Annotated in this window: 11 protein-coding genes; 5 read left to right on the top strand and 6 right to left on the bottom strand. The window is 73.8% G+C overall.

The annotated features are described in order from the left end of the window. The first annotated feature begins 13 nt into the window (after positions 1-13). Genes ABZT14_RS21600 through ABZT14_RS21590 form a run of 3 tightly spaced genes read left to right on the top strand, consistent with a single transcriptional unit; the run spans position 14 to position 4376 of the window. Positions 14-2221, top strand: a complete 2208-nt coding sequence (locus ABZT14_RS21600; protein WP_356305227.1) for a serine/threonine-protein kinase — start codon at positions 14-16, stop codon at positions 2219-2221. Positions 2222-2266: 45 nt separating this feature from the next. Next, entirely contained in the window at positions 2267-3826 is a 1560-nt protein-coding gene (locus ABZT14_RS21595) for an NAD(P)/FAD-dependent oxidoreductase (RefSeq protein WP_356305225.1), read from the top strand. A gap of 52 nt (positions 3827-3878) precedes the next feature. After that, positions 3879-4376, top strand: coding sequence for a hypothetical protein (locus ABZT14_RS21590; RefSeq protein ID WP_356305223.1), 498 nt, complete (start codon positions 3879-3881; stop codon positions 4374-4376). Between the two features lie 112 nt (positions 4377-4488). Here ABZT14_RS21590 and ABZT14_RS21585 read toward each other — a convergent pair whose 3' ends face one another. Next, a complete protein-coding gene (locus ABZT14_RS21585) occupies positions 4489-6441 on the bottom strand; it encodes an N-acetylmuramoyl-L-alanine amidase (RefSeq protein ID WP_356305465.1) in 1953 nt (650 codons plus the stop codon). Positions 6442-6667: 226 nt separating this feature from the next. Then, positions 6668-7804, bottom strand: a complete 1137-nt coding sequence (locus ABZT14_RS21580) for an aminoglycoside phosphotransferase family protein (RefSeq protein WP_356305221.1) — start codon at positions 7802-7804, stop codon at positions 6668-6670. A gap of 219 nt (positions 7805-8023) precedes the next feature. Between ABZT14_RS21580 and ABZT14_RS21575 the strand changes: the two genes are divergently transcribed. Then, positions 8024-9511, top strand: a complete 1488-nt coding sequence (locus ABZT14_RS21575; protein WP_356305219.1) for a hypothetical protein — start codon at positions 8024-8026, stop codon at positions 9509-9511. A gap of 10 nt (positions 9512-9521) precedes the next feature. Here the strand turns inward: ABZT14_RS21575 and ABZT14_RS21570 are convergent, their stop codons facing one another. Then, positions 9522-10994, bottom strand: a complete 1473-nt coding sequence (locus ABZT14_RS21570) for a SpoIIE family protein phosphatase (RefSeq protein WP_356305217.1) — start codon at positions 10992-10994, stop codon at positions 9522-9524. A 333-nt stretch (positions 10995-11327) separates the two neighbouring features. Between ABZT14_RS21570 and ABZT14_RS21565 the strand changes: the two genes are divergently transcribed. Continuing rightward, positions 11328-12773: a HEAT repeat domain-containing protein gene (locus ABZT14_RS21565; RefSeq protein WP_356305215.1), complete on the top strand. Its 1446-nt coding sequence runs from the start codon at positions 11328-11330 to the stop codon at positions 12771-12773. Between the two features lie 45 nt (positions 12774-12818). On the opposite strand, the gene ABZT14_RS21560 is transcribed toward ABZT14_RS21565, so the two are convergent. Genes ABZT14_RS21560 through ABZT14_RS21550 form a run of 3 tightly spaced genes read right to left on the bottom strand, consistent with a single transcriptional unit; the run spans position 12819 to position 15069 of the window. Further along, the gene (locus ABZT14_RS21560) at positions 12819-13703 is read right to left on the bottom strand and encodes a biotin-dependent carboxyltransferase family protein (RefSeq protein ID WP_356305213.1); all 885 of its coding nucleotides are present in this window, start codon (positions 13701-13703) and stop codon (positions 12819-12821) included. Continuing rightward, complete coding sequence (gene pxpB, locus ABZT14_RS21555) at positions 13700-14323, bottom strand: 5-oxoprolinase subunit PxpB (protein WP_356305211.1); 624 nt, start codon at positions 14321-14323, stop codon at positions 13700-13702. Before pxpB ends, ABZT14_RS21560 begins: the two co-directional genes overlap by 4 nt. Beyond that, positions 14320-15069 carry a 5-oxoprolinase subunit PxpA gene (locus tag ABZT14_RS21550; RefSeq protein WP_356305463.1) on the bottom strand — a complete coding sequence of 250 codons (750 nt, stop codon included), beginning with the start codon at positions 15067-15069 and terminating at the stop codon, positions 14320-14322. The genes pxpB and ABZT14_RS21550 overlap by 4 nt, the downstream gene beginning before the upstream one ends. Between the last annotated feature and the right edge of the window lie 138 nt (positions 15070-15207).

Below are 15207 nucleotides of genomic sequence, written 5' to 3'. Positions count from 1 at the left end.
GCGGCAGTAGACGATGGTCAACTCCACGCTGATCTCCGGCCGCTACCGGCTGCAGGAGATGATCGGCCGGGGTGGCATGGGGGAGGTGTGGCTCGCCAGGGACGAGTCCCTCGACCGCAGGGTGGCGGTCAAGTGCCTCAAGCCCAAGGGGGACTACGCCCAGGACGTCACCTTCAGCCAGGCCCTGCGGGAACGCTTCCGACGCGAGGCCCGGGTGGCCGCCTCCCTCCAGCACCAGGGCATCACCGTGGTCCACGACTTCGGGGAGCACGAGGGCATCCTCTACCTGGTGATGGAGCTGCTGGACGGCCGTAACCTCAGCCAGCTGGTGGAGGAGCGGACCCCCCAGGCGCTGCCGGTGCCCGAGATCGTCAGCATCGGCCGACAGGTCGCCCAGGCCCTCGCCTACACCCACGACCAGGGCGTGGTGCACCGGGACCTGAAGCCGGCCAACGTGGTGCTGCTCAAGGACGGCACCGCCAAGATCTGCGACTTCGGCATCGCCCGCATCGGCCACGAGATCGGGTTCACCGACAAGCTCTCCGGCCCCGGCTTCGCCATGGGCACCCCGCACTACATGTCGCCCGAGCAGATCTCCCAGGAGGAGGTCGACCACCGCAGCGACCTGTACTCGCTGGGCTGTGTGCTCTACGAACTGTGCACCGGGGCACCGCCGTTCGACCTGGAGGACGCCTGGTCGATCCTGGTGGGGCACCGCGACACCCCGCCCAAGCCCCCGCGCGCCCACCGCCCCGACCTGCCCGAGCCCCTGGACCGGCTGATCCTCGACCTGCTGGGCAAGGAACCGGCCGACCGCCCCCACCACGCGTCAGCCCTGGTCGAACGGCTGGGCGGGGTGCGGGAGTCGGTGCCCCTCCCCGGGCCGCGCGCCCCCCGGGGCAGCGAGCCGATGCCCCGGTGGTCCCAGGGCATCTCCGCCGGCCCCCGGGCCGGCACCGTGACCGGGCCCCCGGAGGCCGTGGCCCAGCTGACCGGCCAGTGGACCGGCCCGGTCAACCCGCCCCCGGTGCTGGCACCCGGCCCGCCCGGCGAGCGCGCCACCCCGTCCGCCTCCCCCCAGGAGCGGGCGGTGCTGGACAGCCGGCACAGCGCGGGACTGAGCCTGGGCCGGATGGGCCGCTGGGCGGAGGCACACGAGGTGCACCACACGGTGGCCGAGGAACGCGGTCGGGTGCTGGGCCCGGACCACCCTGACACCCTGGCCAGCGACCACGAACGGGCCTTCGCGCTGGGCCGGATGGGCCGCCACCCCGAGGCGCTGCGGGTCTACACCGAGGTGGCCGCCCGCCGGGAGCGGATCCTGGGGCCGGCGCACCCGGAGACCCTGGCCGCCCGCCAGGAGTCGGCCTACGTCCTGGGGGAGTTGGGCCGCCGCCAGGAGGCGGGCGAGCTGTACGCCTCGGTGCTGGCGATCCGGGAGCAGACCATGGGCCCGGACCACCCCGACACCCTGCGCTGCCGGCACAACCTCACCTTCACCCTGGCCCGGCTCGGCCAGCTGGACGAGGCCCTGCGGATGGGGGTGGAGACGGTCCGCCGCAGGGCCCGGGTGCTGGGCGCCGGGCACACCGACACCCTGGCCACCCAGCACGAGGTCGGCTTCGTCTACGGCCGGCTGGGGCGCTGGAAGGAGGCGCTGCCGGTGTTCGAGGACCTGGCCCGCGCCCGCGCCCGGACCCTGGGCGGCAGCCACCCCGAGACCCTCTCGGCCAGGTACGAGGTCGGCATCTGCCTGGGCCGGCTGGGCCGCTGCGGCGAGGCCCTGGAGCTGTACCGCCACCTCAGCGAGACCTGGGCGGACACCCAGGGGGGCGAGCACCCCGACACCCTGCGCGCCCGCCACGGCATCGGCGTCAACCTGGGCCGGCTGGGCCACTGGGAGCAGGCCCTCGCGGAGAACCGCGCGGTGTGGACGCTGCGTTCGAGGGCGCTGGGCGCCCGGGCCAAGGACACCCTGGTGTCCCTGCGGGAGGTGGCTGTCGCCCTGGGCTGGCTGGACCGTTGGGAGGAGGCCCTGGGGGCCTACCGACAGGTGGCCGTGGGCCGGGAGGAACTGCTGGGGGCCAACCACCCCGAGACGCTCACCAGCCTGAACGACACCGCCCACTGCCTGGAGCGGCTGGGCCGCACCAGGGAGGCGGTGGAGGTCTACCGGCGGGTGGCCGCGCTGCGCCAGCAGCGTTCGGGGTCCTCCGGCTGAACCCGTGCGGGTGTGCGGAACGGGCGGCTCGTGTTACCAAGAGCCATGTCTGTGCAGAGGTCTTCCTATGACGTGGTGATCGTCGGTGGCGGTCACAACGGACTCGTGGCCGCGGCCTACCTGGCCCGGGCCGGTCGACGGGTGCTGTTGATGGAACGGCTGGACCAGGTGGGCGGCGCGGCCGTGTCCACCCCGGTCTTCCCGGGCGTACCGGCACGGCTGTCGAGGTACTCGTACCTGGTGAGCCTGCTGCCGCGCACGGTCGTGGAGGATCTCGGACTCCGGCTGACCCTGCGGAAGCGGAACGTCTCCTCCTACACCCCGGTGGTCCGGGACGGGCGGGCGACCGGACTGCTGGTCGGCGGCACCGGCAGCACCCGCGACTCCTTCGCCCGACTCACCGGCGGCCAGCGGGAGTTCGAGGAGTGGCGGCGCTTCTACGCCATGACCGGCCGGGTCGCCGAACGGGTCTTCCCCACCCTCACCGAACCGTTGCCCACCCGGGCGGAGCTGCGCGAACGGATCGACGACGAGGAGGCCTGGCGGGCCCTGTTCGAAAGGCCGCTGGGGGAGACCATCGAGGAGCGGCTCCAGGACGACCTGGTCCGGGGAGTGGTGCTCACCGACGCCCTGATCGGCACCTTCAGCCACGCCCACGACCCCTCGCTGCGCCAGAACCGCTGCTTCCTCTACCACGTGATCGGCGGCGGCACCGGGGACTGGGACGTACCGGTCGGCGGGATGGGGGCGCTGACCTCCGCACTGGAGGAGGCGGCACGGTCGGCCGGCGCCGAGATCGTCACCGGACACGAGGCGACCGTGATCGACACCGACGGCCGCTCCGCCGAGGTGGGTTACCGCACCCGGGACGAGGAGGGCGCGGTGGGCGCGGGCACCGTCCTGGTGGGCGCCGCGCCCGAGGTGCTGTCCCGGCTGCTGGGTGAGGAGCCGCCGGTCCGGGCGGAGGGCGCCCAGCTGAAGGTCAACATGCTGCTGCGGAGGCTGCCCCGGCTGAAGGACCTGTCGGTCAGCCCCCAGGAGGCGTTCGCCGGCACCTTCCACGTGGCCGAGGGCTACGAGCAGTTGGAGACCGCCTACCGGCAGGCGGCCGAGGGCGGGCTGCCCCAGGCGATGCCCTCGGAGATCTACTGCCACTCCCTGACCGACCCCTCGATCCTGGACGAGCGGCTGGCCGGCGAGGGGTACCACACCCTCACCCTGTTCGGGCTGCACACGCCCGCCTCGCTGTTCGAGCACGGCAACGCGCAGGTGCGCGAGGCCCTGACCCGCTCCGCCCTGGCCCAGCTCGACGCCCACCTCCAGGAGCCGATCAGCGAGGTGCTGGCCGTGGACGGCAGGGGCGAACCCTGTCTGGAGGCCCGCAGCCCGTTGGACCTGGAACAGGAACTGGCGATGCCCGGCGGCAACATCTTCCACGGCGACCTGTCCTTCCCCTACCGGCAGCGGGCGGACGATCCCTGGGGGGTCGCCACCGACCGGCCGAACGTGCTGCTGTGCGGCGCGGGCACGGTCCGGGGCGGCGGGGTCAGCGGCGTCGGCGGGCACAACGCGGCGATGGCGGTGCTGGAGCGCGGCACCCCCTGAGCGGCTGGGGCGCCCGGGAGAGGAGGGGCGGGCGTGCACGTACCATGGCGCCATGTCCTTCCTCCGCCGCCGCAGCGCCGCCGTTCCCGCCGGGCCGGACTTCGATGTCCTGGCCATGGACCCCTCCGACTGGCCGGGGAACCTGGGCGCGGGACTGCTGCCGGCGACGGACGGCAGCTGCCAGGGAGTCTTCCTGCGGTACGACCTGTTCGGCGGCCGGGGCCCGGCGATGATCATCGGCAACCTCCCCGAGGGCTCACCCGCCCGGGAGGTGGAGGAGGGCCAGGTCCCTTTCGAGGTGGCCCAGTTGCTCGCCGCCCTGGAGATGGAGGAGCCGGTGGAGGTCCTCTCCGTCGAGGAGGATCCGGTGATGCACGAGGACAACCTGCTGATCGTCCGCCGGGTCAGGTGCTCGGAGGACCGGGTCTCCTGCGTGCAGTTCGACCGCAGTGACGGGGTGCTGGTCACCATCGCCTGTTGGGACCGTCCGATCAGCAACGACCTGTACGCCCTGCTGAAGCCGCTGCCGGCGGAGCTGTTCCAGCAGTAGCGGCCTCGGTACGACGAAGGGGCGCCCCCGGGTGGGGACGCCCCTCCTGTGACACGTTCCGTGCCGGCTCAGCGCCGGCTCGGTTTCCTCCAGGCGGCTGCCCGGTGTCCGTTCAGCGCACGCTGACGTCGGACGCCTTCACATAGCCGATCCGGTGTCCGACCTGGATCTGGTAGTACTTCTCCTTGCCCTTGACCACCCGGTACTTCTTCCCGTCCGGGTCGAACTCCTGGGCGTAGAAGTAGGTGCCCCGGCTCTTGGGGCCGGCCGCGTAGCGCTGGTCGGCCTTGAGCTTGTACGGCAGGGCCTCCGGCTTCTGGACCGGCACGCCCTCCGGGTACGCCGACTCCTCCGGGTAGGCCACCCCGTACACCGGGACGTCGTCCTTCTTCGGGGCCAGCGTCCGCCCCTTGGTGCGCACCGCGGTCGGCTGCTTGTCGGGGTTGTGGAACCAGGCCTTCTGCCCCAGGTACCAGATCGCCGTCCACTCGCCCTCACGTCCGGCGTAGGCGTAGGTCTGGCCGGTGGAGGCCCGGGCGCCGACGTCGTTGACGCCGGTGGTGGAGTCCTCACCGCCCGGACGGAGTCCGATGTCCTTCACCAGCGGCGCCGAGGAGTCGGGCTTGGCGTGCAGGCGCACCGCTCCCGAACCGTGGGCCGGGCACTTCTTGCCCGAGTCGTCGCACTCGGTGTAGGTGGGCTTGTTCTTGTCGTACTCGGGCTTGATGGTGACCAGTTGGCCCTTCTTGGCCGGCTTGGGCTTGAGCGGCTTGCCCAGCAGCCGGAAGTAGTGGTCCCAGTCCCAGTACGGGCCGGGGTCGGTGTGCATCCCCGGGATGTTGGCCGGGCTGGTGCCGGGCACGTTGTCGTGGCCGATCACGTGCTCCCGGTCCAGCGGCACGTCGTACTTGTCGGCCAGGTGGCGCACCAGGCGGGCGGAGGAGCGGTACATCGCCTCGGTGAACCAGGCGTCCGGGTCCACCAGGAAGCCCTCGTGCTCCAGGCCGATCGAGTGGGTGTTGACGTGCCAGTTGCCGGCGTGCCAGGCCACGTGCTTGAGCGGCACGTGCTGGGCCACGTGGCCGTCGGCCGCCCGCAGGGTGTAGTGCCAGGACACGTACGTCGGGTCCTGGACCATGTTGACGGTGCCCTCGTAGGCGGCCTCGGTGTCGTGGATGACGATGTAGTCGATGCCGGGCTTCTTCGGCCGGTCCGCCCGGTCGTGGTTGCCGTAGGTCTGCTCGCCCTCGTCGTCCTCGAACTCCTCGTAGGGCGCGGGGATCCACTCACAGCCCAGGCTCTTGGGGCACTCCACCTGGTCGGCCCTGCCGGCCGCCCTCTTCAGTCCCAGGCCGTTCAACTGGGCGCCGTCCGCGCGCAGTTGGGGCCGGGCGGCGAGCCGGACCCGCTGGCCCTCGGTGGTGGTGCGCTGTTCGCCGGAGCGGATCACGGAGAACACCTCGCGGGCGTACGCCTCCGCGCCCGCCCGGTCCGAGGAGCCCGAGTAGCGGGCCACGGCGCCGAACCAGTCGGCCGGGTCGGCCGACAGCTTCCGGCCGGCGTCCTTCTGGGCCTTCGCCAACAGGGCCGCCCCGCCACGGATGTTGGCCGAGGGCTCGGTGCGCAGCCGCTGGGCCGACTCCCCGGTCAGCTCGGCGGCGGTGGTCAGGGTACGGAGCCGGGCGGGGGTCTTGCCCCGCTCCGAGGGCACCTCGGGCTCCTTCAGCTCACCCAGCGGCCTGGCCAGGTCGCCCCGGGGGTCCTCGCCGTCGGTGTGCGAGTGGGCCGGGCCCCGGTCCTGGGCCACGGCGTGGGCGGCGTCGGTCAGGTGCATGGGGCCGTAGCCCCCGGTGACGCTGGGCTGGCCGGCGTGGGCGTCCCAGCGGGACTGCAGGTAGGACACCCCCTGCAGCACGCTCAGCGGTACGTCGTACTCGCTGGCCGCCTCGTCGAACGCCCGCTGGAGGGAGTCGGAGGACTTGTCCTCGGAGGCGGCCGAGGTGGAGCTGCCCAGCAGCGGCACGGCCAGCGCGGTGGCGGCGACGACGGCGGCGCCGGCCAGCAGGGCGCGCTGCCTTCTGGGTCTTTCGGTGCGGTCTTGACGGATGGGTTGGTCGGAACCGTTCAAGGCGGTCTCCCTTGAAGTGGTACGAGGCACAAGGGCCGGAACTGCACAAGGGGTATCCGTTGGCCGGGCCGACGTCAATCATTCGGAAGATCCGTGGAGGACCTCGGGGGTGGTGGGGCGGCCCTCAGGCCGTTCCCACCACCCCCGAGAACCCCCGCCCTCCTCAGCGGGCGCCGACGGCGGTGCGCACCGCCCGGCGCACCGTGGCGCAGTCCTCGTGCAGCCGCCGCAGCAGCAGCCGTTGACGCTCACCGGGGGCCATGGCGCTGACCGAGTCGGAGCGGGAGGGCGCGGGTTCGGGGTCCCGCATGGTCCGCCGTACCGCCGTCTCCCAGGTGCGGATCTCGCGGGTGAGCACCAGCATCAGGTTGACCAGGAACGCGTCCTGGAAGGCGGGACCGCCCCACTGGGCCAGCTGGCTGATCCGCCGTCGGAGGGCGGGCGCCTCCCCGAGGGTGGACCACAGGGTGGCCAGGTCGTACCCCGGCAGGTACCAGCCGGCGTGCTCCCAGTCGACCATCGCCACCCCGCCCGGGGCCAGCAGGGCGTTGGGCAGCAGGGCGTCCCCGTGGTTGAACTGCCACGGCAGCCCGCAGCGCCCGGTCGCCTGGGCGATCCCCACCAACAGCTTCTGCAGGTCTCCCAGGTCACGGTCGGTCAGCAGCCCCAGCTCGTGGTAGCGGGCCAGCCGGACCGGATAGTCGATGCGGCGCTCGAAGGTGTCCGCCGGGGGCAGCCACTGGTTGAGCCGCTGCACCGCCCCCACCACGGCCCGCCCGGTCCCCTCGCTCGGCGGCTCCCACGGGTGACGGCGCAGGGCGGCCGGCCGCCCCGGCACCCGTTCGGTCACCAGCACCCCGCCGTCCGGGTCGGCCGCCACCAGCCGGGGCGCCCGCACGGTGGGCCGGTGCCGTACGAAGGTGCGGTAGGCGGCCACCTCCTGACGCAGCTGCTCGGTCCACACCGGCGAGGAGTCGGACAGGCACTTGGCCACCACCGCGCTCCGCCCCGCGGTGCCCAGCAGCAGGACCGAGCGTCCGCTGGCGCGCAGCAGTTGCGCCGGCTGGAAGTCGGGGCACACCCGGTGCACGGCGTTCACCGCCGCCCTCAGCCGAGCGCCCTGGGGTCCGGTCAGGTCGAGCCTCCCGCTCACCGGTCCCGAGGTGCCCGGGCGGACCCGGCGCGCCGTCGGGGGTACGGCCGGCGCCGGGGCGCCGGGCCCGCTGTTCACCCACGGTGGAGCGGCCACGGGGCGGGCCGACCGGTGGGGTGAGGACACGGGGAACGTCGTAGAAGTCATCGGTGACCATGATCCCTTCGGGTGCCGACGGATGGTCTCGTCCCCGGACCGGACCGGTCCCCTGTCGGGGCGGACCGTTCGTCCGGGTGACGTGTACCGATCGCACACCCACGTAAGGGTGGCCCACCATGTGGCGAACCCTGGCGAAGCCTGGCGAATGCGCGTTACCCCCTGTTCGGAGGGTTACTGTCAACTCAGCCGAGCAACTGGGGGCTTGACGTGACCAAAGGACCCAACACCCACCTCGCGGACCTGTTCCGGCTCACCGGCTGGTCCAAGGGTGAGCTGGCCCGACTGGTGAACCGACAGGCGGGGGCCATGGGCCACACCCAACTGTCGACGGACACCTCGCGGGTGCGGCGCTGGATCGACATGGGGGAGTCCCCCCGCGATCCGGTGCCGAAGGTGTTGGCGTACCTGTTCACCGAGCGGCTGGGGCGGGTGGTGACCGTCGAGGACCTGGGCTTCGGCCGTGCCGGCCGCTCCGGCGCCCGGCAGTCGGTGGACGACCTGCCCTGGCCTCCCGAGCGGACCACCGAGGTGCTCACCGAGTTCACGGGCATGGACCTGATGCTCAACCGCCGGGGGCTGATGGGCGCCGGAGCGGTGCTGACCTCCGGTTCGGCGATCGGCAACGGCCTCAGCGACTGGCTCACGGCGCCCGCCGCGCTCCCCGCCCAGTCGGGGCACGGCGCCCACGCGGGCCAGCCGTCCCCGGTCTCCCTCCGCCCCGACCAGGCACGCTACGGCAGGGTGGAGGCCACCCCGGTCGGCTACCAGGAGATCGAGGCCCTGGAACACTCGGTGGAGGTCTTCCGCGCCTGGGACGCCTCCCGGGGTGGCGGACTCCAACGCAAGGCCGTGGTGGGCCAGTTGAACGAGGTCGGCGGGATGCTCTCGTACCGCCACCCCGAGCGCCTCCAGCGCCGGCTGTGGGGGGTGGCGGCCAACCTGGCGGTGCTGGCGGGGTGGATGTCCCACGACGTCGGGCTGGAGCCCACCGCCCAGAAGTACTTCGTCATCGCCACCCACGCCGCCCGGGAGAGCGGCGACCGCCCGCGCACCAGCGAGGCCCTGTCCCGCGCCGCCCGCCAGATGGTGCACGTCGGCCGCCCCGAGGACGCCTTGGACCTGATGCGGCTGGCCTACCGCGCCGGCGGACCCCTGCCACCCAAGGCCCGCGCCATGCTGCGCACCATCGAGGCCTGGGCCAGGGCCAGCCTGGGCCAGGCCGAACCCACCCGCCGCGCCCTGGGGGAGGCGGAGGAGGCCTATGTGCAGGAGGGGTACGGGGAGCCCACGCCCAGCTGGATGCAGCTGTTCGACGAGGCGGACCTGTACGGGATGCAGGCGCTCGCCTTCCGTACCCTCGCCGAACACGAACCGTCCGCCGCCAGGTCCGCGCAACGGCACGCCCGCAGGGCCCTGGAACTGCGCCCGGGCGGACGGCAGCGCTCGAAGATCTTCGACCACCTGTCCCTGGCCGGGGCCTGCCTGATCTCCGAGGACCCCGAACAGGCCGATCGCTACGTCCGGTTGGCGCTGCTTACCATCAACGAGAACTCCTCACACCGCACCTGGGACCGACTGCGCGACACCCAGCGGCTCACCGAGCCCTACGCCCGCCACCCCCGGATCGCCGAGCTGCGCGAGGAGATCGACCTGGCGCTGCCCCGGCCCAACGGCCGAGGCGGCACCTGGTCCTGACCCGTACGCGTCACCCGTTCCCGACCCGGGCCACCAGCACACAGGCGTCGTCCTCGCGCTCCCCGTCCTCGAACTCCTCCACCACCGCCCGGGCACACTCCCGGGCGGTACGGGCCCGGGCGAACCGGGGCGCCAGGGCCAGCAGCCGGCGCACCTCGTCGGGACGGTCCCCGTCCTGGCCGGTGAGCGTCCCGTCCCAGGAACCCGAACGAGGGGAGAGCCCCTCGGTGTGCAGCACCAACACGTCCCCCGTCCGCAGCCGTTCGGTGTGCTGGGCGTACTCGTTGCCCACCGTCACGCCCAACAGCACACCCTCGGGGGACTCCAGGGGCCGGCCCACCCCCTCCCGGAACAGCAGGGGCGGCGGATGGCCGGCCTGCGCCCAGGTCAGGGTGCGCTCCTCGGGGTCGAAGCGGCAGCACATCCCGGTGCCCATCGCCGGCTGGGAGGCCGAGTCCAGCAACTCGTTGAGGTGACCCATCAGGGGCCCCGGGTCCACCCCGGCCACCGCCATGCCCCGGATCGCGCCCAGCAGCATCGCCATCCCCGAGGTCGCCACCACCCCGTGCCCGGTGAGCGCCCCCACCGTCAACAGCGAGCGCCCGTCGGGGAGTTCCAGCGCGTCGTACCAGTCGCCGCCGATCAGCTCGGCGGTCGCCGAGGGAAGGTAGTGGCCGGCCAGGTCCAGCACCGCGGGCCCGGAGGTGTGCACCGGCCCGCGCCAGGGTGGCAGCACCGCCTCCTGCATCTCCACCGCCAACCGCCGTTCCCCGTCGGCCAGATGGCGCTCCCGGCGCAGCGACTCGTCGCTCTCGGACAGGGCGCGCTCGCTGTTTCGCAGCTCGCTGACGTCACGCAGCAGCGCCCACATCGCCGCCACCGTGCCGTCCTGGTCCATCAGGGGCTCGGCCGTCATGTGCACGTGGCGTACGTCGCCGTCGGTGTGCCAGACCCGGAACTCCATGTCGACCGGCCGGCCGTCCACCAGGCAGCCGGTGACCGCCCGGGTCAGCAGCGGCTGGTCCTCCACCAGCACGAAGGAGGGCAGCTCGTCCAGGGACAGCGGCCCGTCCCGGGGGTCGCGCCCCAGCAGGGCGAACAGCTCCGGGGACCACTCCACCTCGTCCGTCAGCAGGTTCCACTCCGCGCTGCCCACCCTGGTCCGGTCGGCCCCGGGCTCCGAGGGAGGAGCCGTGGGGGCGGGCCACTCGGTGGAGGGGCCGGGGAGGGGGACGGAGGGCTGGTCGTCGTGCCGCAGCCGGTGCAGGTGCCCGCCGAGGGACTCCACCTGCTGGACGGCCAGCTCGGTCAGGGCCCGACGCCAGCGGTCCTCGGCGTCGGGGGCGTCCTGGGGCTGGGCGCTGATCCGCTGGCGCATCCGCTCCAGGCCGCCGCGCAGACGATGGGCCTGGGTGATCAGGGCGTCGAGGTGGCCGGAGTCGAGGGGCTGCTCGGAGCGGTCGGCCGGAAGGAAGGAGGACATCGGTGACTCCGTACGACAGGGGTTCGGTGACGACTGTCGCACAGCCGGCGACGCAGCGTAAGGGACTTTGCGATACCCATATCGGTGGTGCTGCTGGCATATGGCCGGAGTCGGAACTTCCGCTCCCGGGTGTGAGGGGTGGCCATGGAGCCACCCCCGGGGGCGGCCTTCGACGGATCCAGACGTATAGGCTGCGGTCGCCCGGGCCTCCCGCCAGCGCGGGATCCGAGTCGACGTGTGAACGAGAAGGAGTAAGCAGGGCGTTCCTCGGCAAGAAGCCGGGCAACGGAAATCCCGTTGCCAGTACCAGACCCTTCACCGGATGCTGACCTTATGTTCGCGAGTTCCGTCGATCCAGACATAGCGCCCAGCGGCACGCTGCTCGGCCTCCTGCAGAGAGGTCGTGGCGACGGGACGCTGCACGCCCTGGCGGCGTCGCGTTCGGAAGCCCTCGCCGCGCTCCGCAGCTGTGTCCTCAACGATCCCCGACGGGACTGGCAACTGGAGAACCGTTCCCTGTACTACGCCCGGCTCCACCGGGACCTGCGGGCCGACCTGGCCCCCATCGAGGCCCACCTGCTGGACGACGAGGACCCCCTGGCCGACCCCGAGCGGTGTCAGACCCGCACCGGCCTGGCCCTGTCCGTACTCGGCCACCTCACCTCCTACGGCGACCGCCGGGCCCTGACGCTGCTGCGCCGGTACGCCACGGTCGGCGTCAACTGGCAGTGGGCACTGGACGAGTTGGCCGTCCGGGACGACGACGAGGGACTGCGCCCCCTGGGCCCCGCCGTACTCGCCCGCTTCCCCAACACCCCCGAGGGCGACCGGGAACTGGCCACGGCGGCCCGCGACGCCTTCGAGCCCCGCCCCTGGAGGCTGTGGGCCGAGGACACCGCCCGCCCCGGACAGGGCCAGCGACTGAAACGGCTCGACGAGAACCGGTCCTTCGACCGGTGGCAACGCCAACTGCACAGCGCGGGCCCCCGGCCCGGCTGGAGCCTGCGCGAGGTGCTGGACTGGGCGGACGCCCCGTCCACCCACGGGAGCCAGGCCCGGGAGTCGGCCGCCGCCCGCCTGCTGGTGGCCCTGGCCACCCCCGGCGACCGCCCCCGCCTGCGGGCTGTGGCCGGCGACCCCGACGCCGGGGGCAGCCGCCTCGCCGCCCTCCGCTACCTCGCCGAACAGGCCGACACCCACGCCCTGTCACTGATCGAGGAGGCCGCCGCCGACCCCGAACCCACGGTCGCCGACACGGCGGTCGCCGCCTTCGCCCGGATGCGGGACGCGACCGCCCTGGAACAGGCGCGGCACTGGGCCAGCCGTACCGACGCGCTGGGCACCGCCGCCGCCCGGATGCTGGCCCGGCACGGCACCGCCGAGGACGGCCCCACGGTGCTGGCGGCCCTGCGCTGGACCCTCCGCGTGGACGGGCCCCACAGCGACGACCTGACCGCCCTGGTCGACGGCGCCGGCCGCTTGGGCATCGACTGCGCCGCCCCCCTGCTCCGCCACATCTACCGCGAGACCGCCTCCTCCTTGCTGCGCGAACGGGCCGCCCGCGCCCTGGCCTGCACCGACCCCCGCTTCCCCTCCGGCTTCGCCATCGAGTGCCTCTGGGACTGCGAGGAGGCCACCCGCGAACTGGGGGCCGCGCACGCCACCACCGGCGACGAACGGGTGATGGAGCGCCTGCGCGGGCTGGCCGTCGACCCCGCCGAGGAGACCGGGGTGCAGGACGCGGTACGCGAACGGCTCAGCCCCGACGGCGGACGCTGAGGCCCGGGCTCCCGTTACCCACCCGGCCGGTACCCCCGGGCCCGCTCAGCTCCCGGTCGGGGCGAAACGCACCGTCACCCCGGGAGCCGCCTGGGCCGCCAACGGCAGGTCGGCGCCGACCACCACTCCCACCACCGGGTAGCCGCCGGTGGTGGGGTGGTCCGCCAGGAACACGATGGGCCGGCCGTCGGGCGGGACCTGTACCGCTCCCCACACCATGCCCTCGCTGGGCAACTCCCCTTCCCGGCACCGTTCCAGGGCCGGCCCCTCGGTCCGCAGGCCGATCCGGTTGCTCGCGCTGGACACCCGGTAGTCGGCCGAGCCCAGGGTCCGCAGCGCCTCCGGGGTGAACCAGTCGTGGCGCGGCCCCAGCCGCAGCCGCAGGGTGACCGCCCCCTCGGGGAGGGGGAGTGGCGCGCCCCCGGACCAGTCGGCGGCACCGGCGGAGCCCGTACGGCCCACCGGCGCGGTGCCCACGGGCAGGGTGTCCCCGGCTCTGAGGGGTTCCGGCCCCAGCCCGGACAGCAGGTCCGTGGACCGGCTGCCCAACTCCTCGGCTACCGCCAGCCCTCCGGCCACGGCCAGATAGCCGCGCACCCCGGCACGGGCCGTTCCCCACTCGACCTCCGCGCCGTCCGGCACCCGCACCGGGGCGCCCCAGGGAGCGGGCCGGCCGTCCACCCGTACCGGGCCGGCCGCGCCGGTGACCGCCACGGTCAGCGCGCCACGGGCCCGCAGCAGGCAGCCGGAGAGGGTGGACTCCAGCCCCGCCGCCCCGGGCGGGTTGCCCACCAGACGGTTCGCCACCACGAGCGCCGGCTGGTCCAGCGCCCCCGAGCGGGGCACCCCCAGATGGGCCCAGCCCCGCCGCCCCAGGTCCTGCACGGTGGTCAGCGCACCCGGTCGCAGCACCTCCAGGCGGGCGGTCACCGCGCGCCCCCACGGGGCACGAACCGCACCCGCACCCCGGGGGTCAGCAGTGCGGGGGGATCGCGGTCGAGGTCCCACAGGGGGGCGTCGGTACGTCCCACCAACCGCCAACCCCCGGGGGAACTGCGGGGGTAGACCCCGGTGTACTCCCCGGCCACGCCCACCGAACCGGCCGGCACCGAGGTGCGCGGGGTCTCCCTGCGGGGCACCGCCCATGCCGGGTCCAGCCCGCTGAGGTAGGCGAAGCCGGGGGCGAAACCGCAGAAGGCCACCCGGTAGTCGAAGCCCGCGTGCCGCTGGCCGACCTCCTCGGGCGCCACACCCCAGTGCGCGGCCACCACCTCCAGGTCGGGACCGTCGTAGACCACCGGCACCTCCACCGTCCGCCGGTCCCCCTCCACCGTCCCGTGCAGCCGCCAGCCGGCCAACTCCCGGGCCAGTGCGGGCGGATCGGCCACCCCGTCCAGCAGCACCGTGCGGGCCGCCGGCACGATCTCCGCCACCGGGGGCAGCTCCCGCACGGCGCGGCGGCGCAGCAACTCCGCGTGGCAGGCGGCCGTCTCCTCGGCGTCGGCGCACTCCACCAGCAGCGCGTGCTCGCCGACCGGCAGCACCCTCATGCGAAGCTCTCCACCCGTACCCCGGTCGACTCCAGCCCGTCCCGGACGGCCCGGGCCAGGATGGTGGCGTCCGGGGTGTCCCCGTGCAGGCACAACGAGCGCGCCCGCACCTCCACCCGTGTCCCGTCGACCGCGTCCACCACCCCCTCCCGGGCCAGGGTGACGCTGCGGGCCACCACCTGCGCCGGATCGCTGACCAGGGCGCCCGCCCGGTCCCGCGGCACCAGGGTCCCGTCGGGGGCGTAGCCCCGGTCGGCGAAGGCCTCGCCCACCGGGGTCAGCCGGGCGGCCGAGGCGGCCCAGGTCAGCGCCGAACCCGGCAGGGCCAGCACCCTCAGGGAGTCGCCGGCCAAGGCGACGCCCTCCACCACGGCCCGGGCCACCTCGGGGTCCGCGCACGCCCGGTGGTACAGCGCCCCGTGCGGCTTGACGTAGCGCACCGCCCCGCCGGCGGCGCGGGCGAACACCTCCAGGGCACCGATCTGGTACGCCACCTCACAGGCCAGCTCGTCCAGCGGGACCTCCATGGCACGGCGACCGAAACCGGCCAGGTCCCGGTAGGACACCTGTGCCCCCAGCACCACCCCGCCGGCCACCGCCCGTTCGCACACCTCCCGCATGATCGGGGGGTCACCGGCGTGGAAACCGCAGGCGACGTTGGCGCTGGTGACCACCGACAGCAACGCCCGGTCGTCGGTCAGCCGCCAACGGCCGAAACCCTCACCGAGGTCGGCGTTGAGATCCATCACCGGGGGCGTCGTCACGGGCGGCACCTTTCTGCGCTTCTCGGCGCGTCCTCCACGAACGTGGACGGTGCCCCCACCGTACGACCCGGTACCGGGTCCCGGTCCGCCCCACGCGGAGATACGGGGGCGGCAACGCGC

The organism is Streptomyces sp. NPDC005438 (genome assembly GCF_040606315.1).
Classification (GTDB): domain Bacteria; phylum Actinomycetota; class Actinomycetes; order Streptomycetales; family Streptomycetaceae; genus Streptomyces.
Note: the sequence above shows the minus strand (reverse complement) of the source record. Positions and strands in the feature narration are given on the sequence as shown.